We start from the raw sequence: 26,754 nt of genomic DNA, 5'->3' as shown, positions 1-26,754 counted from the left end.
CGATGAGAACAGCCGACGGCGGCGCCGAGTGGATGGCCATCCACATCTTCTACGCGGCCGACTCCCGTCCCGTGCTGACGGAGTGCATCCGGCCCCTGGTCCGCGAGCTGCGTGAGCGCGACCTCCTGGAGCGCTTCTTCTTCATCAACTACTGGTTGGAGGGGCAGCACGTACGGTTCCGCGTCAAGCCCCGTACACCGGAGCTGGCGGAGGAGGTACGCGGCACCGTGGAGGAGGCCATCGGGGCCTACCTGCGGCGGCGGCCCGCGCTGTACGACTACGACTCCGAGTTCCTGCTCGACATGTACGAGGACATGTTCCGGCTGGAGTACTCCGAGGAGGAGCGGGTCGAGCGCTACGGCAGCGACGGACCGATGCCGCTGCGGGAGAACAACTCCTACGCCTTCCTCCCCTACGATCCCGAGTACGCCAAGTACGGGGGACCCCGGGGGATCGAACTCGCCGAGTGGCACTTCGAGCACTCCAGCGACCTCATCCTGCAAATCGTCGACCAGGCGAACACACACCTGCGCACGGTCCTACTCGGCATCGCGTCCCAGCTGATGATGGTCATGGGGACGACGTTCCTCCCCGAGCGCTCCGACCTGCGGGACTTCTACCACAGCTACCACGAGTTCTGGCAGCACGCCTTCAAGATCACCGACCTGGCGACCGTCGACAAGTACGAGGAGAACTTCGGCCGCATGTCCGAGCGGCTGTCCCAGCGCTTCCACGACATCGAGACGGTCGTCCACGGGATCGGGGACTCCCGGCTGAGCTCGTTCGCCCAGGCGTGGGCCGACCACTGCCGGGAGCTGCGCGCCCGGGTGGTCGACCTCTCCGAGAGGGGCGAACTGCTCTTTCCCTCATGGGACCCGGAGCGGCTCCGCCACTCACGCACCGACGACGACTTCCACCCGGTGACCGATCCGGACATGGCGCTGCGCATCCTGCTGTCGCCCTACATGCACATGACCAACAACCGCCTGGGCGCGACCATCGTCGATGAGGCCTACCTGTCCTATCTGCTCGGGAGGGTCGTCGGCGACCAGCGGGCCGTCGCGGAGCCAGCGCCTTGACCTCCGGAACCGACTTCGCCTCCGCGCGCCCCCGGGTCCGCGGCGACGTGGTCGTCGGTCCCGCCCTGATCAGGGGCGGGAAGGACGTCCACGTCGTCAAGGACCCGGTGTCGGGGCGGTTGATGGCGGTGGGCGGCCGCGAGCACTTCATCATCTCCCGCCTGGACGGCGAGCGCAGTCTGGCCGACATCACCTCCGAGTACAGGACGGAGTTCGGCCGGATCCTCGACGACCGGGCGTGGGGCGCCATCATGACCACGCTGGCCCAGCGGCGCCTCCTGGAGGGGACGGCTCCCGAGCCCGGTCCGCCCGCCGCCAGCACGCGGAACCCGGCCACTCCGCTGCGGGCCAACCTTCCCCTCTTCTTCCCGGACGCGTGGATGGGGCGCATGGCGGCGCGGATGGCCCCGGTGTTCTCGCCGGGCTTCGTCATCCCCGCGCTCACCGCGGTCATCGCCGCGTGCGCCGTCATCGCCTGGAACCTCCCGTCGCTGGTGGAGTCCGCCCTGGAGGCGTGGGAGCGCCCCTGGATCGGAGGCCTCGCCCTGGCGGTCCTCTGGGGGATCGTCGCCCTGCACGAGATGGGGCACGGCCTGGCCGCGAAGCGGTTCGGAGCGCGGGTGGGCGACATCGGGATCCGCTGGCGCTTCCCGCTCCTGGCCCCCTACTGCTCGGTCGAGGAGATCCAGCTCCTGCCCAGGAGGCGTCGGGTGTACATCGCCTTCGCGGGGGTGTTCGTCAGCCTGCTGGCACTGCTGCCGGTGCTGCCCTTCTGGCTGGCGGCGTCCGAGGGCACGGCGGCGCACACGTTCACCTCGGCACTGCTGCTCTTCGGAGCAGCCGCCGCGCTGGCCAACTTCGTGCCGTTCCTGCGTCTGGACGGCTACGCGATGCTGAACCACGTCCTGGGCATGGAGAACCTGGCGCGCGACTCCGCCGCCCACGTGACCGCCTCCCTGGGCGCGGCCCTGCGCCGCCGGGATCCGGCGCCCCGGCCTCCCCGATGGGTCCGGAGCGTCTACGTCACCTATGCCGTCCTCGCCGCGATCTTCTACACGGCGCTGGCGGCGCTGGCCCTGGCGTGGTGGTTCGCACTGCTGGAACACCTGTTCGGCGCGCTGGCGGCGACGCTGGTCCTCGTCGCCACGGCCGTACTGACCACCGCCCTCTACCGCCTCGTCGCCGTACGGCAGCGCAGGCGCGCGGCGGACGGAGCGGCGGCTCCGAAGGACCAGGCGGGGGAACACGACACGCGACACCGGTTCACAGGCAAGGAAGGAACATGACCAAAGAGAACGACGGCGACACGGTCGCCGTAACCGTACATGGCCTGTCCAAGGCCTACGGGGGCAAGACGGTGGTGGACGACGTGTCGTTCACCGTCCGCGGGGGCGAGTTCTTCGGGCTCCTCGGCCCCAACGGCGCGGGCAAGACCACGACGCTGGAGATGATCGAGGGCCTGCGCCGGGCGGACGGCGGCTCGGTGTCCCTCCTGGGGGCATCACCCTGGCCGAGGAACACCGCGCTCCTGCCGAGGATCGGGGTACAGCTTCAGTCCTCGGCCTTCTTCGAGCGCCTGACCGCACGCGAGCAGCTGGTCACCTTCGGCGCGCTCTACGGGGTCGGCGGCGACCGGGCCGACGACGTGCTCGCCCTGGTCGGGCTCACCGAACAGGCGGGTATCCGCGAGGACAAGCTCTCCGGCGGCCAGCGGCAGCGGCTGTCGATCGCATGCGCCCTGGTGCACGACCCCGAGCTGCTGTTCCTGGACGAGCCGACGGCGTCCCTGGACCCGCAAGCGCGCCGCAACCTGTGGGACGTGCTGCGCGGCATCAAGGAACGTGGGAAGACGATCGTCTACACCACGCACTACATCGAGGAAGCCGAGCGCCTGTGCGACAGGGTCGCGATCCTCGACAACGGCCGTGTGATCGCGATGGACACACCGGGCCAGCTCATCAGCGGGCTGGGGCGGCCGACGAGCATGGAACTGCCCAAGCACGTGATCGGGCCCGACCAGGTCCGGGAACTCCCCGGGGTCGACACGGTGACCGTGGAGGGCGACCAGGTGCGTTTCAGCGCCTCGGACCCGGGCCCCGTCATGAAGGAGCTCACCGACCGGGGGGCGGCAGGCTCCCTCCAGATCCGCGCGACCTCCCTGGAGGACGTCTTCCTCGAACTCACCGGAAGGGAGTACCGGTCGTGACCGCCTTCCAGCAGCTCTCCGTCGCCGTCTCCAAGGGCTTCGTCAGGGACCGGGCGGCCCTGTTCTTCACGTTCCTCCTGCCCCTCTTCTTCCTGGTCCTGTTCGGGATCCTCTTCAAGAACATGGAGGGCGGGCAGGGCACCCTTGAGTCGATCCAGTACATCGCCCCGGGCATCCTCTCGTTCGGCATCGCGATGTCCGCGGTCACCGCCTCCGCGCTGGCCCTGGTCAACTGGCGCCAGAGCGGCCTGCTGCGCCGACTCCAGCTGGCCCCCGTGAACCCGTCGGTCATCATGACGTCGCGGTTCGCGGTGACGGTGGTGGTGGCCGTCATCCAGGCGGCCCTGTTCCTCGCCGTGGCCTTCCTGCCGTTCTTCGGCCTGCGCCTGGAGAGCGGGTGGTGGATGGCGATCCCGCTCTTCCTCCTCGGCGTGCTCTCCTTCTTCTCCCTCGGCATCCTCATCGGTTCCCTCTTCCAGACCGAGCAGGCGGCCTCCGCCGCCACCAACCTGCTCGTCCTGCCGCTCGGCTTCCTCTCCGGGACCTTCTTCCCGCTGGACTTCGCGCCCTCCTGGATGGACACGGTGTCGATGGTGAGCCCGCTCCGGCACATGAACGACGGAATGCTGGCCCTCATGGTGCGCGGCGAGGGACCGGAGGCACTCATCACCCCCAGCATCGCGCTCCTGCTATTCATGCTGGTAACAGCGGGCCTGGCGAGCTTCTTCTTCTCCAAATCGGAGAAGTGATCCCCTCCTGGAGCCCTCAGGAAGGCAAGGACACTGCCAGGAGAGTGCAAGCCGCCGCCGACATCCTCTGTATCAGGGGTCACGGCTCGGTCCCCACGAACCACAGCCGGGCGGGCCCCCGCCGGACAAGCAGTCACACAGAAGGAGAGACATATGCACAACGGCAACAAGCCGTCCGCGCTGGCCAGTCTCCAGGGCGAGCTCGAGCTCCTGGAGTCGGAGACCTTCGAGGTCCTCGACCTCGTGGAGGCCCGCGAGGAGATGCTGGGCAGCACCACCTCCACCACGAGCTGCTGCTCCAGCTGCTCCAGCAGCAGCTGCTCCAGCACCAGCTGCGCCTGATCCGGGAAAGGCGGACGACCATGGCTGGCAACATCCACGCGCTCCGCAACGAGCTCGAGCAGCTCGAGTCCGAGACCTTCGAGGTCCTCGACTTCGCGGACTCCCCCGAGGAAATGCTCTCCGGCACCACCTCCACCAGCAGCACCAGCTGCTGCTCCAGCTGCACGAGCTGCACCAGCACGGCCAGCAGCTGCGCCTAGCTCACCACCGCCGTGCCGGCCTCCGGGCCGGCACGGCGCCTTCGCCCCACCACGAGTCCGAGCCGAGGAATAGGTGCACAGCATGGGATCCGCCGCGAGCGGGAGCGGAGCGTTGCTCCAGGACGGGCTGGACCGGCGGTGGTCCGACACGGGCAGACCCGGCGAACAGCGTCCGAGGGTCCGCGTGCTCGGAGTGCTCGACGCGACCGGGACCGACGTCGGAACCGACCGTCCCGCGCTCTTCCTCACCCCCCGCTCGGTCCTGATCGGCCCGGTCGGCGACGGGGGCCGCGGACCGTGCGCGCGCTGTCTCGTCTCCCGCTGGCAGCGGCTCCGCCCACAGGCCGAACGCGCGGTCCTGGAGTCCGGCGGGAGCTTCGCGGGCCGCTTCCCCGCTCCCTACCTCACCGACTTCGCCGTCGACGCCGTCCACCGCCTGTACACCGAGGTGGCCGACGGGCGCCGGCGGACCTCCGAGGGCTCCGGGACCGCCGAGGTGGTCGAGCTGTCCCTGGCCTCCCTCACCGTGCGGTCCTTCCCCCTGCTGGCCGACTCGGGCTGCCCGCGCTGCGCCGATCCCGTGCCCGCCACCGCCGAACGGGGCCTTCCCCCGCTCGTGTCGAGGCCCAAGCCGGACCCCGACGGTTTCCGGCTCCGCCCTGCGAGCGACCACGACACGGACACCGCCGTCTTCGCCAATCCGGTCTGCGGTGCCCTGGGGGACGGCATCCACCTGGACCTGACGTCCCCGACCATGGCACCCGCGACCGGGAACATGCGGATCTCGGCGGGCGGACAGCTCCTGGACGTGGGGTGGTCCGGCCAGACCGACTCCTACCGCAGGAGTCAGCTGTCCGCCGTCTTCGAAGGGCTCGAACGGCACGCGGGCACCCAGCAGAGGCGGCACGCGAAGCTGGTGACCGGAAGCTACCGGGGGCTCACCGGCCAGGGGCTGCACGTGCTGGACCCCCGGGAGTGCGGGACCTACGACAGCGCCTTCTACGCCGAGTCCGAACGGCTGGTCCCGTTCGACCCCGACCAGGAGATGGCCTGGGTCTGGGGCAGGTCACTCCGTGACGAGCGCCCCGTCCTCGTACCGGAGCAGCTGGTCTACTACGTCCGAGACGGCTCCCCCGGCTCGTTCGTGGACGAGTGCTCCAACGGGTGCGCGGTCGGCAGCGTCCCGGAGGAGGCGATCCTGCACGCCCTCCTCGAACTGGTGGAGAGGGACGCCTTCGTGCTCGGCTGGTACGGCGCCGTTCCGCTTCCCGAGATCGCCGTCGACTCCCTGCGCTCGCCGAGGACGCGCCACATGGTGGACCGCATCCGCCTGCACGGATACGACGTCCGGCTCTTCGACAACCGGATCGACCTGCCGTTCCCGGTGGTCAACGCGGTGGGGATACGCCGTGACGGAGGACTGGGCAATCTCTGCTTCGCCGCGGGCTCGGACATGGACCCCGAGGGCGCCGTCCACTCCGCGCTGTCGGAGATCGCGACCTACATCCCCTCGCTCCCCACGCGCGCCGATCGGCGCGGGCGCGAACTGGAGGCGATGGCGGACGACTACGGCCTGGTGAGGGAGCTCAAGGACCACCCGCTGCTGTTCGCCCTTCCCGGGATGGCCCCGAGCGCGGACTTCCTCCTCAGGGACGGCCCGGCCGGCTCCCTGCCGGACATGTACCAGGACTGGGACGACAGGCGCCCCCGCAACGAGGACCTGCTCGACGACCTGCGGTTCTGCGTGTCGGTGCTGACCGACGAGGGATTCGACGTGATCGCCGTGGACCAGACCTCGTCCGAGCAGGAGTCCGCCGGACTCTCCAACGTCTGCGTCATCGTCCCGGGCCTGTCCCCCATCGACTTCGGCTGGAGCAAGCAGCGGGTCCTGACGATGCCGAGGTTCCACGACCTGGTGGAGCGCATGACGGTGGGGGCGGCCCCGGCGGGTGTGCCCAACCCGGTTCCGCACCCCTTCCCCTGACCGCCTCCGGAAGCCCTACCCCCTGCGCCGTCGCGCCATGGTGACGGCGAAGGCGGGGATACCCCAGAAACCGCAGAACAACGCCCAGCCGAGCAGGCCCATGGGGTAACCCATGACCAGCGCGGGGACGGCCCATACGACGAACATGACCGCGGTGAAGATGCCCCAGACCGCCATCGGGTTCATCTGCGACTTCTCCGAACTCTCCGAAGGCGGCTCGGGTGCCGTCTCCGCCCGGTCAACGGTCGCGGGGAGATCGCCGAGCACGACCTGGAGTTCCCCCCGGGTCTGTGCGCCGAACGCCTCGGCGACCCTTCTCTCGTGCTCTTCCTGGTCCAGCCTTCCTTCCTCGAAGGCGGTACGCAGCCGTGTCACGGCCTCGTCCCGTTCTCCGTCCGAAGCACGCTGCCGGCCTTCGGGCAAATTCTGCGTCACGTGTCATCCTCCTGTTTCGTTGGGTATCAGTAGCGCGGCGGTTCTGTCCACGCATTCGGAGGCGACGTCCCGCAGCAGCCGGAAAACACCGAGGCGACCGGCTCCGCAGTGGTGGATCAGGGACGCGTCGTACAGCTCGCCCAGCGCCTGGTCGAACTCGGTCGGCGTACCGGAGAAGCCATCGAAGAGCTCCGTCACCAACCTCCCCTGCCGCTCCGCCAGGGCGAGCTCCCGGAAGATGCGCTGCGCGGTCACGCCCACCTCCTCATAGCACTGGCGCAGCTGCTCGCGCATGGAGAACTCCGACTCCGAGGCCGCGGAGAGCTGGTCGAGCGGGGACAGCTCCAGCAGAGCCGCGAACTGGGACAGGGTGAGGTGCGGGGTGGACACGTACTTCGCCCCGGCCAGGCGCAGCGCTCCGGGAAGCCCGCCGCAGGTGTCGGAGATCCGTTGCAGGGTCTCGGGCTTCTCGTCCTCCGCCTCGGCCCCGATGATCCTGGTGATCAGCTGGACCGAGTGGAACCGGCTCAGCGGGAAGACGCTGTGGGGACGGGCGCCGTGGAAAGCGATCAGACGTGGCAGGAAGTTGCGGCTGGTGACGATCACACGCGACTCGGGTGACCGGGGGAAGAGGGGAACGCAGTCGGTGAAGGTCCTGACTCCGTCGACGACGACGAGGCACGGGCGGTCCACCATGACGGACTTCCAGTGCCGCAGGAGCTGTGCCTCCAGACCGCCGTCCCCCGCCGGATGGCTCTCCGGCGGCTCGGCTCCCGCCTGGAGGAGAAGGTCCCACAGCACCGCCGACCTGTCCCGGCGTGTTCCGTCCGGTTTGAGCAGCTGCGCGAAGTAGACGCCCCCCGCGAACCTGTCCGAGCACCGCTTCGCCGTCTGGAGCGCGATCTCCGTCTTGCCGACGAGGGGAGGACCGGAGAGGGTCAGCACCGGGGTGTCCGAATCATTGATCTCCTCGACCAGGGTCTCGACGATCTCGCTCCTGCCGACGAAGTCCTGGGCCAGCGGCAGGTACGTCGCCGCCCGGCCCGTCTCCGGCGCGCTCACAGCGGCCGTCTCGGGCCTGTTGACCTGGGTGCCCCTCGGTACGGCGCGGACCGGTCCGACCTGCTCGGGCGTGATCTCGGCCTGTCGGAGTACCTGAAGGTGCAGGCGTTGGAGGCTCGTGCGGGGCTCGATCCCGAGTTCGCTCGTCATGTACTCGTGGACCTTGCGGTACTCGTTCAGCGCCTCGGTGGTCCGCCCGGTCCTGTAGAGCGCCTCGATGAGCTGCTCCCAGTAGCGCTCGCGCTCGGGCCTGTGCGCGATGGCCTGTCTGACCTGGGGTGCCATCCCGTCGATGTCCCCCAGGGAGAGGTCGATGGTGAAGCGGCGCTCCAGTACGTCGAACCACTGGTCGTTCAGCCGGGGGGTCTCCTCCCTGTGCAGGGTCTCCGACGGGATATTGGACAGGGCGGGGCCCTTCCACAGTTTCTCCGCCCTTTGGAGGGCCGAGCGCTCGTTCTCCACCTCCCCGGAGGAGCGGTAGTTGGCGGCTTTACCGAGGAGCCGTTGGAACACCAGGAGGTCGAGTGCGTCGCTGTTCGGGGGGAAGGCGATGCGGTATCCCCGCGGCATGGTGTCGATGGGGTCGGATCCGTTGTCGTACTTCCGCAGCAGACGACGGAGCCGGAGTATGTACGTCGGCAGGGTCACGTCCGCGTTGACGGGCGGTTCCTCGCCCCACAGCGCGTACTTCAGGTACTCAAGGGAAACGAAGGCGTTGCACTTGAGGAGGAGGCTCGCGAGGATCGCGCTCGGCTTCGTCGAGGGAAGGACGGCGTCCTCACCGTCCGAGACGATGGTCGCGGGACCGAGGACTTCAAATCTGTAGTTCATACCGATCCGGTACCGTACCTTTTAATTCGGGGGTCAGCATTGCCGGACAACGACCACACAATTCCCCTGTGAGAGCAAAATTGCATATGGCAGGGACAATGGCACTCGATTCCGGTTACCGGGATACGTCAGCCGGAAATTACGGGGTCTCCACGTGCTCGGCTTGACTTGAACAGGAAACTGGTCGCCCAACACCTCACACGGACTCATAGGGAAGAACAATACTACGGTCAAATCATCAAGTATCCTATCCACTTGGTGTTGAGCTAACCCTTGTATCCACAGGTGTTCCACGTGGGCCGAAACAGTCGGCGCGGGGCGCGGGGCGCCTCCAGGACTTGGGGACAGAGCCTGGATGCACGCCTGAGGCTACCGATCCGGTAGAGAACAAGCGGTTGACTCCCGGTGACGTAGACATGACGGAGTAAAGGGCGTAACCGCAGATCGCGCACAGCCGGACCGAATACTCCAGGTTAGTTTCCATGCTCGTTCCGTCGCCTTTGCAATTCCCATCCCACCTCATCAGTCGGAAACCCATTAACACGTAGTGGGACGCCACCGGAAGGATATGGGTTCGCGCCCGTTCACCGTATTTCCCGGCGGCTGGCCGGACACGCGTCCACCTCGGAGTATCTCCGTCCGGCCATACTGGCGAACGCCCCCCGTCACCTGCGAAAAAGCTGTGGCGGAGCCCGGCACCGCACCGTTTACACGTTCCCCCCGCGGGTAGCGGCAAGCACGTTCTTCGCAGCGGTGAGAGAGGTGGTGTCGGTGCCGTCGAGAGATCGAATCGCTGACCCGTGGGGTTCCCGGACTCCGTACGGGCCGGGGCAGGAGTGGCCGACCAGGGTGGACAGCCACCTTGCCGAAGGAGTGGAACCCGACCAGGTGGACCGCTGGGTGCAGTCCGCGACGATCCTGCACTCCAACGGCGACGCGCTCGACATCGCGGTCAGGGACGGACAGATCGTGGGGGTACGCGGCAGGGAGGACGACCGGGTCAACCACGGGCGCCTCGGGCCCAAGGACCTCTACGGGTGGCAGGCCAACAACTCACCGGACCGGCTCACCCGGCCGCTGGTCCGCCGGGACGGCGAGCTGGTCGAGACCGACTGGGACACCGCGATGGACCTCGTCGTGCGGCGCAGCGGGGAGCTGCTCGACGAGCAGGGGGCCAGCGCGCTGGCCTTCTACACCAGCGGACAGCTGTTCCTGGAGGAGTACTACACACTCGCCGCCATCGGCCACGGCGCGATCGGCACCAACCACATGGACGGCAACACCCGGCTGTGTACGGCGACCGCGGCCGCGGCGCTCAAGGAGTCGTTCGGATGCGACGGCCAACCCGGCTCCTACACCGACGTCGACCACGCCGACGTCATCGCCGTCTACGGCCACAACATCGCCGAGACGCAGACGGTGCTGTGGGCACGTATGCTCGACCGCCTGGCCGGACCCGATCCGCCCCGGATCCTGTGCGTCGACCCGCGGACGACCCCGGTGGCACGGGAGGCCACGGTGCACCTCGCTCCGCGCCTGGGGACCAATGTCGCTCTGATGAACGGCATTCTGCACGAGATCATCCGCATGGGCCGGGTCGACCACGGCTACGTCGACACCCACACCGTCGGCTACGACGCACTGGTCGAGAGGGTCTCCGAGTACACGCCCGAGCGCGTCGCTGACGTCTGCGGCGTTCCTGCGGAGAGTATCCGCGAGGCGGCGGAACTGCTCGGGAGCGCCGAACGACTGTTGTCGACCGTGCTGCAGGGCTTCTACCAGTCCCACCAGGCGACCGCCGCCTCCGTACAGGTCAACAACACCCACCTGATCCGCGGCATGCTCGGCAGACCCGGAGCGGGCATCCTCCAGATGAACGGACAGCCCACGGCGCAGAACACACGTGAGTGCGGTGCCGACGGCGACCTCACGGGCTTTCGCAACTGGAACAACGACGAACACATCGAGGACCTCGCCGCGCTGTGGAACCTCGACCCGATGCGGATCCCGCACTACGCCCCGCCCACCCACGCGATGCAGATCATGCGCTATGCCGAGAAGGGCTCCGTGCGGTTCCTGTGGATCAGCGCCACCAACCCGGCGGTGTCGCTGCCGGAGTTGAAGCGGATCCGCTCACTGCTCGCGCGGCGGGGCCTGTTCCTGGTGGTGCAGGACATCTTCATGACCGAGACCGCCGAACTCGCCGACGTGGTGCTGCCCGCCGCGACCTGGGGGGAGAAGACGGGCACGCTCACCAACGCCGACCGCACCGTCCACCTGTCCGAAAAGGCCGTCGACCCGCCCGGCGAGGCCCGGCCGGACCTCGACATCCTCCTGGACTACGCGCGGCGGATGGACTTTCGCGACAAGGACGGAGCGGCGTTTCCGCAGTGGCACGACCCGGAGTCGGCCTTCGAGGCCTGGAAACGGGCCAGCGCCGGCCAGCTGTGCGACTACACCGGCATCACCTACGCCAAGCTACGCGGCGGCAGCGGCGTGCAGTGGCCCTGCAACGACGACAACCCGGACGGCACCGAGCGGCTCTACGCCGACGGCCGTTTCTGGGCCGCGCCGGATGTCTGCGAGAGCTACGGCCGGGACCTGGTCACCGGCGCACCGACGGAGCCCACCGAGTACAAGGCGATGAACCCCGAGGGCAAGGCGCTCATCAAGTCCGCCGAGTACCTGCCCCCGCACGAGGCGCCGGACGCGGAGTACCCCTTCGCGCTCACCACCGGCCGCACGCTGTACCACTTCCACACGCGTACCAAGACCGGGCGCGCCCCACAGCTACAGCGGACGGCCCCCGAGGTCTGGGTGGAGGTCTCGGCCTCCGACGCGCGGGAGGCCGGGGTGACCGAGGGCGACCCCGTGGAGGTGGCCTCGCCGCGCGGAATGATCCGGGCTCGGGCACGGATCAGCGATATCCGGCCCGGGGTGCTGTTCGTCCCGTTCCACTACGGCTACTGGGACACCGGCAAGGAAGAGGACGGGGACCGGGACAGGGCGGCCAACGAGACGACCGTCACCGACTGGGATCCGGTGTCCAAACAGCCTCTGTTCAAGACCTCGGCGGCCCGGCTGCGGCCGCTGGGCTCGGGCAACGGCTCACCAGCACCCGCGCCCACGACGGCCGCGTCCCGACCGGTCAGCGCCGGCGTGCCCAGAACCCGGGGCGGACCCGACGCCGCGGCCGAGGAGACCGTTGGAGGTGGGCGATGAGGATCGGCGTGGCACTGCGCGAACTGCACGGCTCGGAGAGCGCTCTGGCGGGTGAGCTGCTCAGAGTGGCCGACCGGCACGCGAAGGAGCACGAGGTCCACCACGTGGCCACGGACCTGGCCCGGTGGTCGCGGGAGCACGTGCGCGGGCTCGCCGAGGCCGGGGGCCGCTACGGCCTGGAGCTGGACGGCTCCAAGGCGGAGAACCCGGACCCGCCCACCGAGGAGGCGGGTGAGCTGCCAGGGGACGGTTCCGACCAGGACCTGCTGCTCCTGGCGGACCTGCGGCGGCTGCACCGCATGGCCGCGGGCGTCTCGCTGGACTGGGACCTGCTCGGCCAGGGCGCTCAGGTGACCGCGGACACCGAACTGTTGGCGCTCACCAAGCGGTGCCACCCGCAGTCGCTGCGCCAGATGAACTGGGCCGACGCGATGCTCAAGGCGGTCTCTCCCCAGGTCCTGGCGAGCTGAGGCCCGGGGTCCCGGGGAACCGGCGGGGGCTGACACGGCCGTTCCGTGCCCGCGATGCCCGGAGGCTGGTGCGCTCCGGCGTTCCCGGCCCGGGCCCCCTGGCCGACCAGGTGGCCCGTCAGGTGGCCCGGTCGGTTCTGTCGGCCCCGGCCTGGCCGGTCGCCCCAGGGCGTCATCGGCGTCCTGGCCCTCACCCTGAACGTGGCGGTGCTGGTCGACGCCCACACCGGTCCGGGGATCAGCGGCCTGCGCTGGATCAATCTGGCCGGGGTCGCGTTCTTCGCCTTTCTGCTGTTCGTGCTGCTCCCGGCCACGGTGCACCAGCGCAGGAGGGCCCGGTCCTTCCTCGACAACACCCCGCCCTGTCCCCCACCGCCCGGGGCGCGAAGCCGCCGGAAGCGGAGCGGGGTCACGGGCGGCCGACGCCACCGATGACGTGTGGGTCAGGCCTGGGGACATCATCCCCCTCAAAGGGCATCTCGACGACTGGCACGTACCTGCCGGCCGCCTCCCCGCCGTGCTCGTCGCTGTAGCTGAGGGAACCGCCGCCCGCACGGACCTTGTAGGCGCTGTTGAGCAGCATCAGCTGGGAGCTCACCTCCTCCGCGGTGGGCGGACTGCCCTCCAGGTCCATCGCGTTGGTCATCCGCACGGCGCTGGCCGCCACGGCGAACGCGTCATGGTTGACCAGGGCGTATCCGTTGTCGAGGGCGGTGTTGTCACCGTCGGAGTCCTCGTCGGTGGCACCGTCCCCGACGTACTCGCGGAAGGCGTTCACGAAAGACGCGTAGTGCGGCGGCCTGTCAGCCGAGGCATCGCCCGTGTCCCAGCGGGGGTCGGTGGCCGAGGCGTAGACCAGGGTGATGTCGCCTTCCTCCAGGTATCCCATCACCTCCTCGTCGCCCAGGGCGGTCAGGCCGATGGCGGAGAACAGCACCCGGAAGGGCCGGTCGGTACAGGGCCGGTGGGCGAGGGAGTCGAGGAACTCCTTGAGGTCCGGGGCGCGTCCCGCGAAGAACACCGTGTCGGCCGCCGAGGCGCACACGTTGAGGACCACCGTGTCGAACAGGCCCGCCTTGGGAGGATTACCGATGGTCGTACCCGCGTACGCCTGGGAGTGCCCGGTGATGTAGACCCCGAGCTGGTCCTCGTAGGCCTCCTTCAGTGAGCTGACGAACAGGTCGGGATCGTTCTCGTCATAGACCAGGCTCGCCCTCACCGGTTCCTCCAGGCCGTCGAGGTAGGTGCGCAGCGCCCGCACGTACTCGGTGTTGCTGGGGGCCGCGCGCATCAGGCCCGGCGTCTCCGGATGGGCGAAGCCGTCAGCGGTGACCGCGGAGGACACCATGGGGATGCCGTGCGTGTCTAGGCGGGCCGCCACGTCACGGGTGGAGTCGATACTCACCCCCATGCCGATGACCGCCACGAGGGGGTTCTCCTCGTCCTCGGCCATGGCGACCAGGTCGGACACGACCGGTTTCCACTGCTCCTGCTGACCGCCCATGTTGGCGAGGTACAGCTGGATCCCGGGACTCTCGTCACCGAAGTGGGGAGAGTGGTTGGCTCGCATCTGGGCGGTGTAGGCGCCCTCCAGGGACCTGACCATGCGCTCGGGGTCCATGGGGCTGACTGAGCCGAAGGTGAGCGTGCCCAGGAGCGCGATCCGGACGACGTGTCCGTCGGCGTCGTCCGCCACCCGTTCGTTCTCCTCGGCTATGTCGGCCTGCACGTCGGCGTAGTCCTGGTGGTAGACGTACGAGCCGTCGGTGACACCGGCGCACTGCCCGCCGACCAGCCGCACACCGCTGGTGGGTCCACCGCAGGTGAACACGTCCCAGTAGAGGACGACCGGGACCACGAGCAGGAGGGCCAGAACGGGCACGACCAGCTTCCACCACCGCCTCAGCCATCTCCCGAAGAGGGAACCCGGCCTGCCGGGCACGTTCGCGGACAGGGGTGCGTTGCTGGGATCGGTCATGGTCGTCCCCTCTCTGGCGTGCGGTCGCTCATGCCTTGGCACCGAACTTGGCGACCAGCCGCAGGTGCCAGGCCGCCTCCTCGAAGATGTGGGCCGCTCCTCTGGGGGCCCGTCCGGCGAGGTCGTTCAGCGCCATGTGGCAGACCGAGTGCAGGGACCCGGACCGGAAGTGGTCGGGGTCGTTGAGGATCTGGCGGGCCGCGACGAGCTTGAGGATGGTCCCGGTCTCCTCCGCGCCCTCCGTCTCCTCCGCGGCCGCGTGCCGCTGCCAAGTGTTCGTCCACGCGTCCAGAAGCGGAAGCGGCGGGCGGGCCCGCAGGGGCGCCGCGGTGATCCCCCGGAGCAGCCGGACCCACTCCTCGCCACCGATGTCGGGGGTCTGGAGCCAACCCTGGAGGTGCCAGGCCACGCGGGAGAGCTGTCCGGCGCAGAGACGGTGGTAGAGCTCGCACTCGGTGGAGCGCCGGTTGTCGGCCTGCCCGCTCTGGTAGTAGTCGGCGAGCTTGAGGTGGACGGCGTCCCAGTTCCCGGGGGCGCCGGTCGAGCGCCTGGCCAGGCGCCGGAACAGGAGGCGGCGCAGCACCGTGGCCGCATCCGGGTCGGTCCGGTCCCACAGCGGATAGGCGAGGAGGCGGTCCTCCTCGACGCGTTCGGTGAGCTCACCCGACCGGTTCAGCCAGAGCCCCGCGTCGGGGTCCCTGGCAGCGGAGCAGGTGACGAGCGCCTCCTTGAGGCGGTGGTCGAGCAGCTCGGGGTCGACGCCGAGTGCCGTCGCGAGCATGTGCTCCTCGACGGTCGCGGTGGACTCAAGCTTGGTGGCCGGGTCCACGGGGCGGTGGGAGAGCGCGCCGTGCAGGCTGTTCCCCTGGACCGCGACCCAGGCGTCGGTGAGCTGGGCGGTGGTCCCCGGGTGGCCCCCGGTGAAGTCCACCAGGAGGTCGACGATCTCGTTCGAGACGTGGCTGCTGCCCCTGACCCGGGAACGGGCTCGGGAGAACAGTTCGCCGACGTCCCGTCGGCCCAGCGGGGCCAGGGAGGAGAAGCGCATGTACGGCCGGGTGTCCTCGTAAAACCGCTCGAAGGGCACTCCGTCGACCGTCCCGGCCGTGGTGGCGACGACGGTGAGCGGCTCGGGGAAGCTGGCTCCACCGAAGAGGGCCGTTCTGGTGAAGGGCGCCGGCACCTCGGCCAGGGACCTGAGGAGCACGGGTCCCACGCCCTGGTCGGCGTTGTCCAGCAGGATGACGGGGGTGGGCTGGTAGCCCACGCTCCTGGACGTGCTCTGGAGGTCGGCGAACAGGGCTTCGCCCAGGAAGCGGCTCACCTTCTCCCGATTGGAGATGCGGGACACGGCGTCCACGGCGCCGGGCTCCCGCGCCTGCCACCACAGGTGGTAGAGGGAGTCGGCCACCTGTTCCTTGGCCTGCCCGCCCTGGCCCTGGGCGCGCATCCACTCGAAGACGCCCTCAAGGACGCGGGCGCCCACCCCGGAGACCGCGGTGACCCACTTGGCGATGTCGACGGGGAGGGGGTCGGCGCCGATCAGCTCCGCGGGCGGGATGAGGTTGCCCGCGTCACCCAGGAACCTGCTCAGCCGACCCATGCCGGTGGGCCAGACCTCGTTCACCAGGCCGGTGATCTGGGCGTGCGCGTTGTCGTTCCTGCTCTTGATGTCTCCCTCGTCGCCCGGCTCCCCGTCCGGGTCGATTTCCAGGCGGATGGTGATCAGGGCGATCCAGAGCCGGGGGAACTGGAGGCGCCCATAGTACTTCAGGGCTCGGGCGAGGCCTTTCTCCTTGTGGGAGGTGATGGCGGTGAATGCGTCGGGGACGCTGGAGTGGTATCTGGCGTCGGCCAGGTCCAGGTGGGCGTAGGGAATGCCGAGTCTCTCCAGCTCCCGGGCCTTGTGCAGGACGAAGTGGGACTTTCCGTAGCCCTGCGGACCATGGACGACCAGGATGGGGCGCCGGCGCCCCGCCGGACCGGACCATCGGGGGTCGACGAGCTCCGTGTAGCAGTCGGACTGCACCTCCTGTCCGACTGGTGTCTCATGCCCCTCGGGGTCTTCCGCACCACTTGTCACGCCCTAGTCGCCTCCTGTTGTCCGCGCTCGTTTCGGCCTACCAACGACATATGATGCGCGCTCTTCGCGGATTTATGGCCGCGAACGTTTTTTGTGACGCACGCGTTATGATAATTATCCTATCCCTGGAGAAATGTCACCCTTTGCGAAGTTTGTTAATAAGGGTGCTTGTGTTGCTGGTGGGCAACGATTCCGATTGATGAAGCGGAGCGCTCCGAGGTTTTCCGCAGAAGAGGACGCGCCCTTCATCCGATGAGTCGGCCCTGGTTTCATGGGATGAGATTCCCCCGATTCGAGCGGAGAGTCCTGTGGCGGTCACCGGTACGACGGCGGACGCGGGCACGCGTGAGCCCACCCTCGCGACACGCCCGCGGCTGCCCTCACCGGGGACGCCGGACGCCCGGGGCCCGTGGCGCTACCTGTGGTGGCTCATCGCCTCACAGCCGCGCAGAGTGCTGGCCGGCTCGTTCTGGGGCACCGTCTGGATGATGGGCCTGATGGTGTCGCCCTACCTCCTCGCCCGCGCGGTGGACGACGGCCTGCGAGCCGGGGACCGCGGCACCCTGCTGCTGTGGGCGTCCGTGCTCGGGCTCGTCGGGGTGTTCAACGCGGCCGTGTCGATCATGCGGCACCGCACCATGACGTTCGTGCGGATGGACGCCTCGCTGCGCACCATGCGAGTGGTGGCCAGACACGCGGCGCGCCTGGGCGCGGCCCTGTCCCGGCGGTCCTCCCCCGGCGAACTGTCCACCGTGCAGGTCCTGGACGTGGGCCGGATAGCGCGGATGCTCACCATGACCGGTCCGGGTGTGGGCGCTGTCATCGCCTACACGGGCGTCGCGGTGCTGCTCTTCACCGTCTCCCCGATGCTGGCGGCCGTCGTGGTGGTCGGTGTGCCGCTGCTCGCCCTGGCCGTCGGACCGCTGCTGCGCGGCCTGCACGGACGGCAGAGCGTCTACCGGGACGGGGAGGGCGCGCTGACCACGCTGGCGGCCGACATCGTGACCGGGCTCCGGGTGCTGTGCGGGATCGGCGGCAAGGACCGTTTCTCCGCCCGGTACCGGGAACGCTCGGCGGCTCTGTTGCACCAGGGGTACCGGCTGGGCGCGGCCACCAGTTGGTTCGAGGCGGTCAGCGCGTGCCTGCCGGTGGTCTTCCTGGCCACGGTCACCTGGATCGCCGCCAGGTTGACGCTGGCCGGCGAGATCACCGTGGGCGAGATGATCGCCGTGTACGGCTACGTCGCGGTCCTCATCGTCCCGGTGTTCTTCCTGGTCGAGGCGGCCAACGACCTCACACACGGGTACGTGTCGCTGAACCGGGTGGCACGGCTGCTGCGGTCCGAACCCTCGCTGTCGGGCGGCGGCACGGCTCCCCCGGAGGGACCCGCCGAGCTGGTGGATCCGGTGACCGGGACACGGGTGCCGCCGGGGTCGATGACCGCCCTGGTCTCCACGGGCCCGGGGGAGGCGGCCGGGGTCGTGGAGCGGCTGGGCCGGTACACCGACTCCGACGCCTCCTGGGGAGGGGCTCCGCTCCGCGACATGGCCCTGGATGCCGTGCGCGACCGCGTCCTGGTCGGCGACAACGAGGCCCACCTGTTCGCCGGTTCGTTGCGCGAGGTGGTCGCGGCGCACGGCGGCCGGACTGACGAGGAGGTCTCGGAGGCGCTGTGGACGGCCGGGGCGCTGGACGTCGTCTCCGCCATGTCCGGCGGACTGGACTCGGTGGTGGAGGCCCGGGGCCGCAACCTGTCCGGCGGGCAGCGCCAGAGGGTGCGGCTCGCCCGCGCGCTCCTCGCCGAACCGGAGACGCTCCTGTTGGTCGATCCCACCTCCGCGGTGGACGCGCACACCGAGGCGGTGATCGCCGCGCGGCTGTACGAGGCCCGCCGGGGACGCACGACCGTGGTGGTGAGCACCTCTCCGCTGCTGCTGGCCCGTGCGGACCGGGTGGTCCTGCTGGCCGACGGGCGGGCTACGGCGGTGGGCACGCACGGGGGACTGCTCAACACACGGCCGGACTACCGGGCACTGGTGCTGCGCGGAGCGGACGAGGAGGCCGGGGCATGAGCACGGAAACCGGGGGAAGGGCGGAGCGGCTGCCGGTGGCGGATCCCGCGACGGTACGCCGGGACGCCTGGCGGCTGCTGCGCGCGGACCGCCGGAGCCTGACCTGGACCGTCGCGCTGACCTGTCTGGCCAGTGCGGCCGGGCTGGCCGGCCCCTACCTGCTGGGACGGATCATCAACCTGCTGGAGGCGGGGGAGGCCACCGTCGCGGCGATCGACGCGTTGGCCGTCGGTGTACTGGGGTGCGCGCTGGCGCAGCTGGTACTGACCCGGTACGCGCAGCTGGGCGCGTTTCGCTTCGGGGAACGGGCGCTCGGGCGGCTGCGCGAGGAGTTCGTGGACCGGGCTCTGGCTCTGCCGACCCGGGTGGTGGAGCGCTCGGGCACAGGCGACCTGACCAACCGGGCCTCGGGGGACGTGGGCGTGGTCGGCACGACCCTGCGGACCGCGGTCCCCGACGCGTTCCTCGCCGTGTCGCAGATCCTCTTCCCGCTGGCAGCGGTGTTCTGGCTCAGTCCGCTGCTGGGGACCCTCGTCCTGGTGGGCGCGCCCCTGGTCTGGTGGACGCTGCGCTGGTACCTTCGCCGGTCGCGCACCGCCTACCTGGCCGAGGGAGCGGCCAACTCGACCGCCCTGGAGGGGGTGGCCGCCACCGCCGAGGGCGCACGCACCGTGGAGGCGCTGAACCTGCGGGACGGGCGGGTGGCACGGACCGACCGGGACGCCTGGGAGGTGCACGAGGCCCGGCGGCGGACCCTACGCCTGCGCTCGGTGCTGTACCCGGTCAGCGACGTCTCGTTCGTCCTGCCCGCCGTGGTGGTGCTGTCGGTCGGCGGACTGCTCCATCTGGACGGCAGGATGAGCCTGGGCCTGGTGGTGGCCTGCTGCCTGTACACGCAGCAGTTGGAGGCCCCGGCCAGCCGGATCATGTACTGGGTGGAGCAGCTCCAGAGCGGCGGGGCCTCGTTCGCCCGGGTACGCGGGGTGGGGGAGGCCGCGGCGGCCCCCGTCCCCGGGGCTCTGGCCCCCTCCGGCGACCGGATCGAGGTACGCGGGGCCGGCTACTCCTATGTGGAGGGCCGGGACGTCCTGCGCGGGGTCGACCTGACGGTGCGGCCGGGCGAACGGTTGGCGATCGTGGGGCCTTCGGGGGCGGGCAAGACCACGCTGGGTCGGCTGCTGGCCGGGGCGGACGCACCCCGTTCGGGGAGTGTGCTGGTGGGAGGGGCACCCGTGGCCGACCTGGCCCCGGAGGAACTGCGGCGGCGGATCGTCCTGGTCGACCAGGAGCACCACGTGTTCGCGGGGACGCTGCGCGAGAACCTGGCCGTCGCGTCCGGGGACGCCGACGACGCCGCCCTGCTAGCCGCGTTGGCGGCCGTGGACGCGGACTGGGTTCGGGAGCTCCCGAGGGGATTGGACACCCTGCTGGGCGCGGGCGGCACGGTGCTGGACGCGGCCCGCGCCCAGCAGTTGGCCCTGGCCCGGGTGGTGCTGGCCGATCCGCACACGGTGGTGCTGGACGAGGCGACCTCGCTGCTGGATCCCACCACCGCGCGGGATACGGAGCGGTCGCTGGCGGCGGTGCTGGAGGGGCGGACGGTGATCGCGATCGCGCACCGGCTGCACACCGCGCACGACGCCGACAGGGTGGCGGTGGTGGAGGAGGGCAGGATCACCGAACTCGGCGACCACCACGCGCTGGTGAACGCTGACGGCCCCTACTCCGCCCTGTGGAGATCCTGGCACGGCACCTCCTGATCCCTGGCCGGCGGACCGGCTCATGGCTCCGGGGAGAGGAACTCCAGGCGGTTGCCGTTGTTGTCGTGAACGTGGAACCGCCGATAGCCGGGGAGGAGGCCGTCCCACTTGAGACCGTGCCCGGCCTCGGTGAGGCGCTGGGCCAGGGCGTCGATTTCACGGACGAGGATGCCGGGGTGCCCCTTCCTGCGGGGGCGGAAGTCCGGGTCCACGCCCAGGTGCAGCTCCAGGGTGTCGGCGCGCAGCCACAAACCGCCGCGCGCGGCCAGGGCCCGGGGTTTGGGGACCTCCACGAGGCCGACGGTGTCGACGTAGAAGGCACGGCACGCGTCCTCGGCGCCGACGGGGATATCGATCTGGACGTGGTGGAGTCCGAAGCCGAGTGCGGTCGTCGGAGCCGTCACGTACACCTCCCGGAGGGCTGGTCGCGGCGACACGGGGACCTGGATCCGGCACCCCGCAAATGTACCTTGACATCGAGATACTTCCGTCATCCTATACCGGGGACCGGGTCCCGCGCGTGTCCGGTTCCGGCCACGACGGCTTCCCTCCCCTCGCAAGCCCGCCGGTGGACGCGCTCCGAACTGTCACCGGGTTCCGCCACCATGGACGGGACCACCGCCTTCAGCCCGAGGAGTGCCATGCCCGACCAGATCTGTGCCTGGGCGCGGGGATCGTCCGACCTGATGAGGGCCTACCACGACAAGGAGTGGGGCAGGCCCTCCCGAGACGACGCCCACCTGTTCGAGATGCTCGTCCTGGAGGGCGCGCAGGCCGGACTGTCCTGGTCCACCGTGCTCAACAAACGGGAGAACTACCGGCGGGCCCTGGACGGATTCGACCGGGACCGGATCGCGGAGTACGGCCGGGAAGACGCCGACCGGCTCCTCCAGGACGCCGGGATCATCCGCAACCGCCTCAAGGTGGCCTCGCTTCCCCGCAACGCGCGGGCCTTCCAGCAGGTGCGCGCGGAGTTCGGCACCTTCGCCGACTACCTGTGGGGGTGGGTGGACGGTGCGCCCTTGGTCAACCGCTTCACCGAGCAGGCCGAGGTGCCGGCGAGCACCCCGCTGTCGGACCGGGTCAGCAAGGACCTCAGAAAGCGCGGCTTCAACTTCGTCGGCACGACCATCGTCTACTCCTACCTCCAGTCCGTCGGCGTGATCGACGACCACCTCGTCGACTGCCCCGCCAAGCCCGCCTGAGCACCGCTGGAGACGCCTGCGCGTTCCGGTCAGCCGGCCCCCGGCACCTCCACCGGGGCACGCCCGCGCGCGGTCTCCCACCAGCGGGTCACCCCGACGTCCCGCAGGAACGCGTGGTCGTGGCTGGCCACGAGCAGCGCGCCCCGGTAGTCCGCGAGGGCCTCGGCCAGCTGCCGCTGGCTGTCCAGGTCGAGGTTGTTGGTGGGCTCGTCCAGCACCAGCAGCTTGGGAGGGGTGTCCGCCAGCAGCAGCCGGGCCAGCGCGACCCGGAACCGCTCGCCCCCGGACAGGTCGCCCGCCAGCCGGTCCACCCGGTCACCCCTGATGAGGAAGCGGGCCAGGCTGGCCCGCACCCGGTGCGGCGTGGCGGACGGCGCCGCCGCGCGCACGTTGTCCAGCACGCTCAGGCCGTCCTCCAGCACGTCCAGCCGCTGCGGCAGGTAGCCGATTCGGCCGACCGCGTGCACGACCTCGGCCCGCGGATGGCTCCCCCGGCCGACCACCGCCCTGAGCAGGGTGGTCTTGCCCGACCCGTTGGGGCCGACCAGCGCCACCCGCTCGGGTCCGCGCACGTACAGCCGCCCACCGCCGGGGGCGCGCAGCTCCAGCACGTCGTGTCCGGCCGGGACCTCGGTGCCGGGCAGGGCGATCCTGATGGTGTCGTCGTCACGGACGGCCTCCTCCGCCCGGTCCAGCTCCTCCCTGGCATCGGCCAGCTTGTCCTCCTGCATGATCCGGTGCTTGCCCGCCGCCACCTGGGCGTCGCGCTTGCGCTGCTTCATGACCACGCGCGGCTCGCGCTTGGTGTCGTACATCTTCTTGCCATAGCGCGCCCGCCGGGCCAGCTTGACCTGGGCGTCGGCGAGCTGGCGCTTCTCCCGGCGCACGTCGGCCCCGGCCGCGCGCACCATGCGCCGGGCCGCCTCCTGCTCGGCGGCCAGCTGCTCGGTGTAGGCGGAGTAGTTGCCGCCCCACACGCGTATGCGTCCGTCCCGGAGTTCGGCCGTCTGGTCGACCCGGTCCAGGAGTTCGCGGTCGTGGCTGACCACGATGAGCACTCCGTGCCAGGAGGCGACCGCCTCGTACAACCGCTCCCTGGCACGGCGGTCCAGGTTGTTGGTGGGCTCGTCCAGCAGGGTGACGGCGGGTCGGCGCAAGGCCAGCCCGGCGAGCGCGGCCAGCATGGCCTCCCCTCCGGAGAGGGTGCCGACGGAGCGGTCCAGCGGGGCGACGTCCCCCGTCAGGGCGACACCGAAGCGTTCGAGCTGGGCGAGCGCGCGCTCCTCCACGTCCCAGTCCTCGCCGACGGCGGCGAAGTTGGCCTCAGTGGCCTCACCCGCCTCGATGGCGTGCAGTGCGGCGCGAACCCGGTCGATCCCCAGCAGTTCGGCGACGGTGCGCCCGGTGTCCAGGATGAGCCCCTGGTCCAGGTAGCCGACCTCGCCGTCCACCGACACCGTGCCCGAGGCAGGGGTCAGCCGCCCCGCGACCAGGCTGAGCAGGGTGGACTTGCCGCTGCCGTTACGGCCGATGAGCCCGGTACGGCCGGTGCCGAACGCGGCGTCCAGCCCGGTCAGGACGGGTGTGCCGTCGGGCCAGGCGAAGGCCAGCCGGGTACAGACGACGGAAAGTGGCATGCGGGCCTCCGAAGGGCGGTGGAGAGCTTCTGTGGACATGGGGTCACGCGTCCTCGGCCCATCGCGGCCTCCTCCTTCGGCATGCTTGATGCGACAACTGTCGCAATAGCGAGCATGACAGGTGGAGCCATCAAATGCAACTACAGTTGCGTTATGACCTCCGACACGGACGCGCCCGGAACCGCCAGACCCGGCGGCCGCACCGCGCGCAACACCTCCGCCGTACTCCAGGCCACACTCGACGAGCTGGGCGAACGCGGCTACTCGGGGCTCAGCGTGGAACGCGTCGCCACGCGCTCCGGGGTGCACAAGGCCACCGTCTACCGCCGCTGGGGAGGGGTGGACGGGCTCCTGGCCGCCTCGCTGGAGTGGTCCGCCACTCGTGCGTGGGAACCCGAGCGCACCGGCTCCCTGAGGACCGACCTGCTCGCCCTGGCCGAGACCGTGCTCCACGGCTTCACCGAGGCCCCCGAGGGCGCCGTGTCCGCGGCCTCCGTCGCCGCCGCCTTCGACTCCCCCCGCGTGGCCGAGGCTCTGCGCGTGTTCATGGCCGACCGGCACGAACGCGCCGCCGTGGTCGTGACCGAGGCCGCCGCCCGGGGCGAGGTTCCCGAGGACACCGACTCCGCGCAGGTGGTGCGCTCGGCGGTCGCGCCCGTCTACTACCGGCTCTTCGTCAGCCGCGAACCCGTCACCCGGGCCGACCTGCGCCTGGCCGCCCGGGTCACCGCCGATTCCGCCGCCCGGGGCGCCTTCGTCCCCGGCATCTGAACCGGCCGAGACGCGCGGGTGCCCCGCCCTGCCCTAGACTGGCCGACACCGGACCGAGAGCAGGACGGCCGATGACCACGCGGTACAACAGAAGCGGCGACCCCGCACGCAGCCTCGCCCTGCTGTGGCGGACCCGGGAACCCGTCAGCCGCCGGAGCAAACCGGATCTGAACGTGGACCGGATCGTGGCCGTGGCCTCGGAGATGGCCGACGCCGACGGGCTGGCCGCGCTGTCCATGCGCAAGGTCGCCGAACGGCTGGGTGTGGGGACCATGTCGCTGTACACCTACGTCCCCGGCAAGGGTGAGCTGGTCGACCTGATGCTCGACGCCGCGTACGCGGACCTGTACGGGGACGACGAGCGGCCCGGGCACTGGCGGGGCCGGCTGGGCGCGGTCGCGTACGCGAACTGGCGGCTCTTCCTCCGCCACCCGTGGATGCTACAGACACCGCGTAGCCGCCTGCTCGGCCCCCACCTCATCGCCAAGTACGAGTACGAGCTGTCCGCGGTGGACGGGCTGGGCCTGACCGATATCGAGATGGACTCCACGGTCAGCCTGGTCAACAGCTACGCGGAGGGCGCCGCCAGCCAGGCCGTGGCGGCGGGTGAGACCGAGAGGTCCTCGGGGATGACCGACGGGCAGTGGTGGCGCACCCACGGTCCGCTGCTGGCGACGTTCGTACGGGACAGCGACTACCCGCTCGCCTCGCGCGTTGGCAGCGCGGTGGGCGGCGCGCACCAGGCGGTGTATCCCCCCGAGCACGAGTTCGCCTTCGGCCTGGAGCGCGTTCTGGACGGAGTCCAGGCCCTGGTGGACGCACGCTCCCCGCGGGACCGCCCCTGACGGTGTCCTCCACCGGCCACGTGCGCCCCCTTTCCGTGAAGGAATACCAAGGGAATTCCTTTTTCTGATCCCCTGGTCCGTCAGTCGGTGAGGCATCCGTTTCCGGCGTCCTTCGCCCCTGGAGGTGAATGGCCCTGCGGGAGCCCTGGCCCCAGGACGCCTCCCCTTGGGGAGAAGGCCTGGGGAATGGTCGCATACACGCGGGGCAACCGTGGGATCCACCCGGCTGGGGGTACGGTAAAGCCCGCATTCACGCCGCGCGCGATGACACCGGAAGGGGACGATATGGGGGACATCGACCTGTCGTTGATCGGAGACCTGTACCGCAAGTACCGGGATCCGCTGGCCAGGGTTCGGGACGCGCAACGCGACTTCCTCCGGCGAACGCGCGAGCGGATGACGCCGCAGCTCGACGACCTGGAAGCGGAGATCACCTACATGCTGCTGCGTGAGACGCGGCCGGACACGGTGATGGAGCTGGGCACCTTCCACGGATGGTCCACCACGTGGCTCCTGCACGCGCTGCGCGACAACGGTGAAGGGACGCTGCACTCCTTCGACATCGTGGACAACGTGGTGGCGAACGTGCCCTCCGACCTTGCCCTGGGCAGGTGGGAGTTCCACAAGGGCGACATCCGCGAGAACATGTCGCAGGTCCCCGAGGAGGTCGGGTACCTGTTCGTGGACGCCGCGCACAACGGCCGGTTCGCGAGGTGGTACCTGTCCGAGCTCTTCCCCCGAATCGCTCCAGGGACCCCGGTCAGCGTCCACGACGTCTTCCACGGTAAGCGTGCCCTTCCCCTGACCGAGGGCGCGGCGGTGCTGTCGTGGCTGCGCCGCACCGGCACGGACTTCTTCACCCCCTCACGTAAGCGGGCGCCCGCGCCCCACACCGCCCTCCTGGAGCTGCGGGACGAGCTGGGGCTGGGTGAGCCGGTGCGCACCAGCACCGACAACCCGATGATCTACTTCCGGATGCCTGAGAACGGTGCCCCCGGGACCACACGCTGAGTCCGGGCCGGGACCGGGCCCGCCGGACCGGACGCGGAAAGGAAGGCCCCCCGGCCACCGCTGCGGGGGCCGGGGGACTCGAAAGGGCGTTCGCCGGGGCGTGTCCGCCTAACACGGCCTAGAGGGCCGCGGCCTCCCGAGCCAGTCCGGTGATCCGGTCCCAGTCGCCCGCCGACACCAGGTCGGCCGGGGACAGCCAGCTGCCGCCCACACAGCCCACGTTCGGCAGGGCCAGATAGGTGGAGGCGGACGCGGCGGTGATCCCGCCGGTCGGGCAGAACCGCACCTGGGGCAGGGGGCCCGCCAGCGACTTCAGGAACGCGGCGCCGCCCGCGGCCTCGGCCGGGAAGAACTTCATCTCCGACACCCCGCGCTCCAGCAGCGCCATCGCCTCGGACACGGTGCCCACACCGGGCAGGAAGGGCAGGCCGGTGTCGGCCATCGCCGAGGCCAGACCTCCCGTGCAGCCGGGGCTGACCAGGAAGCGCGCACCGGCCTTGGCCGCGGCCGACGCCTGGTCGGGGGTGACCACGGTGCCCGCGCCCACCACGGCCTCGGGTACCTCGGCGGCGATCCGCTCGATGGCCTCTACCGCGGCCGGGGTCCGCAGGGTCACCTCGATGCCGGGCAGACCGCCCGCCACCAGCGCGCGGGCCAGCGGCACGGCGGTCTCGGGCTCCGAAACGACCACCACCGGCATCACCGGGGCCAGCGCGAGGATGTCCGCGCCCGAACGTGGGCTCGTCGTCATGTCGTGTTCTCCAGGATCGCTCGAAGGTTCGGGGTGGGCGCGCCGCGGCTGCGAGGCCAGT

Annotated in this window: 23 protein-coding genes; 16 read left to right on the top strand and 7 right to left on the bottom strand. The window is 70.3% G+C overall.

Annotated elements, in window-relative coordinates:
* The first annotated feature begins 2 nt into the window (after window positions 1-2).
* The 7 genes from AC0T5L_RS11175 to AC0T5L_RS11145 all read left to right on the top strand — a co-directional run bounded on the left by AC0T5L_RS11175 (window position 3) and on the right by AC0T5L_RS11145 (window position 6,560).
* Complete coding sequence (locus AC0T5L_RS11175; protein ID WP_476165351.1) at window positions 3-1,079, top strand: lantibiotic dehydratase C-terminal domain-containing protein; 1,077 nt, start codon at window positions 3-5, stop codon at window positions 1,077-1,079.
* Window positions 1,076-2,365 (top strand): site-2 protease family protein, encoded by a 1,290-nt coding sequence (locus tag AC0T5L_RS11170; RefSeq protein WP_476165350.1) that lies wholly within the window; start codon window positions 1,076-1,078, stop codon window positions 2,363-2,365. Before AC0T5L_RS11175 ends, AC0T5L_RS11170 begins: the two co-directional genes overlap by 4 nt.
* Window positions 2,362-3,285, top strand: coding sequence for an ABC transporter ATP-binding protein (locus tag AC0T5L_RS11165; RefSeq protein WP_476165349.1), 924 nt, complete (start codon window positions 2,362-2,364; stop codon window positions 3,283-3,285). Before AC0T5L_RS11170 ends, AC0T5L_RS11165 begins: the two co-directional genes overlap by 4 nt.
* Window positions 3,282-4,034 carry an ABC transporter permease gene (locus AC0T5L_RS11160; protein WP_476165348.1) on the top strand — a complete coding sequence of 251 codons (753 nt, stop codon included), beginning with the start codon at window positions 3,282-3,284 and terminating at the stop codon, window positions 4,032-4,034. Before AC0T5L_RS11165 ends, AC0T5L_RS11160 begins: the two co-directional genes overlap by 4 nt.
* Window positions 4,035-4,187: 153 nt before the next feature.
* A complete protein-coding gene (locus tag AC0T5L_RS11155; protein WP_476165347.1) occupies window positions 4,188-4,376 on the top strand; it encodes a lantibiotic protein in 189 nt (62 codons plus the stop codon).
* Window positions 4,377-4,396: 20 nt separating this feature from the next.
* Entirely contained in the window at window positions 4,397-4,576 is a 180-nt protein-coding gene (locus AC0T5L_RS11150) for a thiazolylpeptide-type bacteriocin (RefSeq protein ID WP_476165346.1), read from the top strand.
* 82 nt (window positions 4,577-4,658) lie between these two features.
* Window positions 4,659-6,560 carry a TOMM precursor leader peptide-binding protein gene (locus AC0T5L_RS11145; protein ID WP_476165345.1) on the top strand — a complete coding sequence of 634 codons (1,902 nt, stop codon included), beginning with the start codon at window positions 4,659-4,661 and terminating at the stop codon, window positions 6,558-6,560.
* A gap of 15 nt (window positions 6,561-6,575) precedes the next feature.
* Here AC0T5L_RS11145 and AC0T5L_RS11140 read toward each other — a convergent pair whose 3' ends face one another.
* Both AC0T5L_RS11140 and AC0T5L_RS11135 read right to left on the bottom strand, forming a co-directional pair.
* Window positions 6,576-6,995: a DUF1707 SHOCT-like domain-containing protein gene (locus AC0T5L_RS11140; RefSeq protein WP_476165344.1), complete on the bottom strand. Its 420-nt coding sequence runs from the start codon at window positions 6,993-6,995 to the stop codon at window positions 6,576-6,578.
* A 3-nt stretch (window positions 6,996-6,998) separates the two neighbouring features.
* Entirely contained in the window at window positions 6,999-8,888 is a 1,890-nt protein-coding gene (locus AC0T5L_RS11135) for an AfsR/SARP family transcriptional regulator (RefSeq protein ID WP_476165343.1), read from the bottom strand.
* Between the two features lie 849 nt (window positions 8,889-9,737).
* On the opposite strand from AC0T5L_RS11135, the gene AC0T5L_RS11130 reads away from it, so the two are divergent.
* From AC0T5L_RS11130 to AC0T5L_RS11120, 3 genes are read left to right on the top strand one after another with little or no spacing between them, the layout of a single operon-like run.
* Complete coding sequence (locus AC0T5L_RS11130) at window positions 9,738-12,110, top strand: molybdopterin oxidoreductase family protein (RefSeq protein WP_476165342.1); 2,373 nt, start codon at window positions 9,738-9,740, stop codon at window positions 12,108-12,110.
* Window positions 12,107-12,580, top strand: coding sequence for a hypothetical protein (locus AC0T5L_RS11125; RefSeq protein WP_476165341.1), 474 nt, complete (start codon window positions 12,107-12,109; stop codon window positions 12,578-12,580). Before AC0T5L_RS11130 ends, AC0T5L_RS11125 begins: the two co-directional genes overlap by 4 nt.
* A gap of 45 nt (window positions 12,581-12,625) precedes the next feature.
* The gene (locus AC0T5L_RS11120; RefSeq protein ID WP_476165340.1) at window positions 12,626-13,015 is read left to right on the top strand and encodes a hypothetical protein; all 390 of its coding nucleotides are present in this window, start codon (window positions 12,626-12,628) and stop codon (window positions 13,013-13,015) included.
* On the opposite strand, the gene AC0T5L_RS11115 is transcribed toward AC0T5L_RS11120, so the two are convergent.
* Together AC0T5L_RS11115 and AC0T5L_RS11110 are read right to left on the bottom strand one after the other, a co-directional pair.
* Complete coding sequence (locus AC0T5L_RS11115; RefSeq protein WP_476165339.1) at window positions 12,990-14,558, bottom strand: ABC transporter substrate-binding protein; 1,569 nt, start codon at window positions 14,556-14,558, stop codon at window positions 12,990-12,992. The genes AC0T5L_RS11120 and AC0T5L_RS11115 overlap by 26 nt on opposite strands.
* Before the next feature lie 28 nt (window positions 14,559-14,586).
* Window positions 14,587-16,641: a hypothetical protein gene (locus AC0T5L_RS11110; protein WP_476165338.1), complete on the bottom strand. Its 2,055-nt coding sequence runs from the start codon at window positions 16,639-16,641 to the stop codon at window positions 14,587-14,589.
* A 308-nt stretch (window positions 16,642-16,949) separates the two neighbouring features.
* Here AC0T5L_RS11110 and AC0T5L_RS11105 point away from each other — a divergent pair, with 308 nt between their 5' ends.
* Both AC0T5L_RS11105 and AC0T5L_RS11100 read left to right on the top strand, forming a co-directional pair.
* Complete coding sequence (locus tag AC0T5L_RS11105) at window positions 16,950-18,713, top strand: ABC transporter ATP-binding protein (RefSeq protein ID WP_476165337.1); 1,764 nt, start codon at window positions 16,950-16,952, stop codon at window positions 18,711-18,713.
* Window positions 18,710-20,473 carry an ABC transporter ATP-binding protein gene (locus AC0T5L_RS11100; protein WP_476165336.1) on the top strand — a complete coding sequence of 588 codons (1,764 nt, stop codon included), beginning with the start codon at window positions 18,710-18,712 and terminating at the stop codon, window positions 20,471-20,473. Before AC0T5L_RS11105 ends, AC0T5L_RS11100 begins: the two co-directional genes overlap by 4 nt.
* A 20-nt stretch (window positions 20,474-20,493) precedes the next feature.
* On the opposite strand, the gene AC0T5L_RS11095 is transcribed toward AC0T5L_RS11100, so the two are convergent.
* Window positions 20,494-20,877 carry a VOC family protein gene (locus AC0T5L_RS11095; protein ID WP_476165335.1) on the bottom strand — a complete coding sequence of 128 codons (384 nt, stop codon included), beginning with the start codon at window positions 20,875-20,877 and terminating at the stop codon, window positions 20,494-20,496.
* A 237-nt stretch (window positions 20,878-21,114) separates the two neighbouring features.
* On the opposite strand from AC0T5L_RS11095, the gene AC0T5L_RS11090 reads away from it, so the two are divergent.
* A complete protein-coding gene (locus AC0T5L_RS11090; protein WP_476165334.1) occupies window positions 21,115-21,678 on the top strand; it encodes a DNA-3-methyladenine glycosylase I in 564 nt (187 codons plus the stop codon).
* Between the two features lie 29 nt (window positions 21,679-21,707).
* Here the strand turns inward: AC0T5L_RS11090 and AC0T5L_RS11085 are convergent, their stop codons facing one another.
* Window positions 21,708-23,315: an ABC-F family ATP-binding cassette domain-containing protein gene (locus AC0T5L_RS11085; protein ID WP_476165333.1), complete on the bottom strand. Its 1,608-nt coding sequence runs from the start codon at window positions 23,313-23,315 to the stop codon at window positions 21,708-21,710.
* A 153-nt stretch (window positions 23,316-23,468) separates the two neighbouring features.
* Between AC0T5L_RS11085 and AC0T5L_RS11080 the strand changes: the two genes are divergently transcribed.
* The 3 genes from AC0T5L_RS11080 (at window position 23,469) to AC0T5L_RS11070 (ending at window position 25,942) form a co-directional block, all read left to right on the top strand.
* Window positions 23,469-24,086 (top strand): TetR/AcrR family transcriptional regulator, encoded by a 618-nt coding sequence (locus AC0T5L_RS11080; protein ID WP_476165332.1) that lies wholly within the window; start codon window positions 23,469-23,471, stop codon window positions 24,084-24,086.
* A 71-nt stretch (window positions 24,087-24,157) separates the two neighbouring features.
* Window positions 24,158-24,931: a TetR/AcrR family transcriptional regulator gene (locus tag AC0T5L_RS11075; protein WP_476165331.1), complete on the top strand. Its 774-nt coding sequence runs from the start codon at window positions 24,158-24,160 to the stop codon at window positions 24,929-24,931.
* A 285-nt stretch (window positions 24,932-25,216) separates the two neighbouring features.
* Window positions 25,217-25,942: a class I SAM-dependent methyltransferase gene (locus AC0T5L_RS11070; protein WP_476165330.1), complete on the top strand. Its 726-nt coding sequence runs from the start codon at window positions 25,217-25,219 to the stop codon at window positions 25,940-25,942.
* A gap of 118 nt (window positions 25,943-26,060) precedes the next feature.
* On the opposite strand, the gene eda is transcribed toward AC0T5L_RS11070, so the two are convergent.
* A complete protein-coding gene (eda, locus tag AC0T5L_RS11065; protein WP_476165329.1) occupies window positions 26,061-26,693 on the bottom strand; it encodes a bifunctional 4-hydroxy-2-oxoglutarate aldolase/2-dehydro-3-deoxy-phosphogluconate aldolase in 633 nt (210 codons plus the stop codon).
* Window positions 26,694-26,754: the final 61 nt, after the last annotated feature.

The organism is Nocardiopsis sp. TRM 82005, from assembly GCF_056312425.1.
The sequence above is the reverse complement of the archived record's forward strand: the minus strand, read 5'-3'. Positions and strand labels throughout refer to the sequence as shown.

Excerpts from the sequence above, each read along its gene's own strand:
- AC0T5L_RS11175 (WP_476165351.1), top strand. The coding sequence starts at position 3 with ATGAGAACAGCCGACGGCGGCGCCGAGTGGATGGCCATCCACATCTTC.
- AC0T5L_RS11165 (WP_476165349.1), top strand. The coding sequence starts at position 2,362 with ATGACCAAAGAGAACGACGGCGACACGGTCGCCGTAACCGTACATGGC.
- AC0T5L_RS11155 (WP_476165347.1), top strand. The coding sequence starts at position 4,188 with ATGCACAACGGCAACAAGCCGTCCGCGCTGGCCAGTCTCCAGGGCGAG.
- AC0T5L_RS11150 (WP_476165346.1), top strand. The coding sequence starts at position 4,397 with ATGGCTGGCAACATCCACGCGCTCCGCAACGAGCTCGAGCAGCTCGAG.
- AC0T5L_RS11145 (WP_476165345.1), top strand. The coding sequence starts at position 4,659 with ATGGGATCCGCCGCGAGCGGGAGCGGAGCGTTGCTCCAGGACGGGCTG.
- AC0T5L_RS11135 (WP_476165343.1), bottom strand. The coding sequence starts at position 8,888 with ATGAACTACAGATTTGAAGTCCTCGGTCCCGCGACCATCGTCTCGGAC.
- AC0T5L_RS11125 (WP_476165341.1), top strand. The coding sequence starts at position 12,107 with ATGAGGATCGGCGTGGCACTGCGCGAACTGCACGGCTCGGAGAGCGCT.
- AC0T5L_RS11115 (WP_476165339.1), bottom strand. The coding sequence starts at position 14,558 with ATGACCGATCCCAGCAACGCACCCCTGTCCGCGAACGTGCCCGGCAGG.
- AC0T5L_RS11100 (WP_476165336.1), top strand. The coding sequence starts at position 18,710 with ATGAGCACGGAAACCGGGGGAAGGGCGGAGCGGCTGCCGGTGGCGGAT.
- AC0T5L_RS11090 (WP_476165334.1), top strand. The coding sequence starts at position 21,115 with ATGCCCGACCAGATCTGTGCCTGGGCGCGGGGATCGTCCGACCTGATG.
- AC0T5L_RS11085 (WP_476165333.1), bottom strand. The coding sequence starts at position 23,315 with ATGCCACTTTCCGTCGTCTGTACCCGGCTGGCCTTCGCCTGGCCCGAC.
- AC0T5L_RS11080 (WP_476165332.1), top strand. The coding sequence starts at position 23,469 with ATGACCTCCGACACGGACGCGCCCGGAACCGCCAGACCCGGCGGCCGC.
- AC0T5L_RS11075 (WP_476165331.1), top strand. The coding sequence starts at position 24,158 with ATGACCACGCGGTACAACAGAAGCGGCGACCCCGCACGCAGCCTCGCC.
- AC0T5L_RS11070 (WP_476165330.1), top strand. The coding sequence starts at position 25,217 with ATGGGGGACATCGACCTGTCGTTGATCGGAGACCTGTACCGCAAGTAC.
- eda (WP_476165329.1), bottom strand. The coding sequence starts at position 26,693 with ATGACGACGAGCCCACGTTCGGGCGCGGACATCCTCGCGCTGGCCCCG.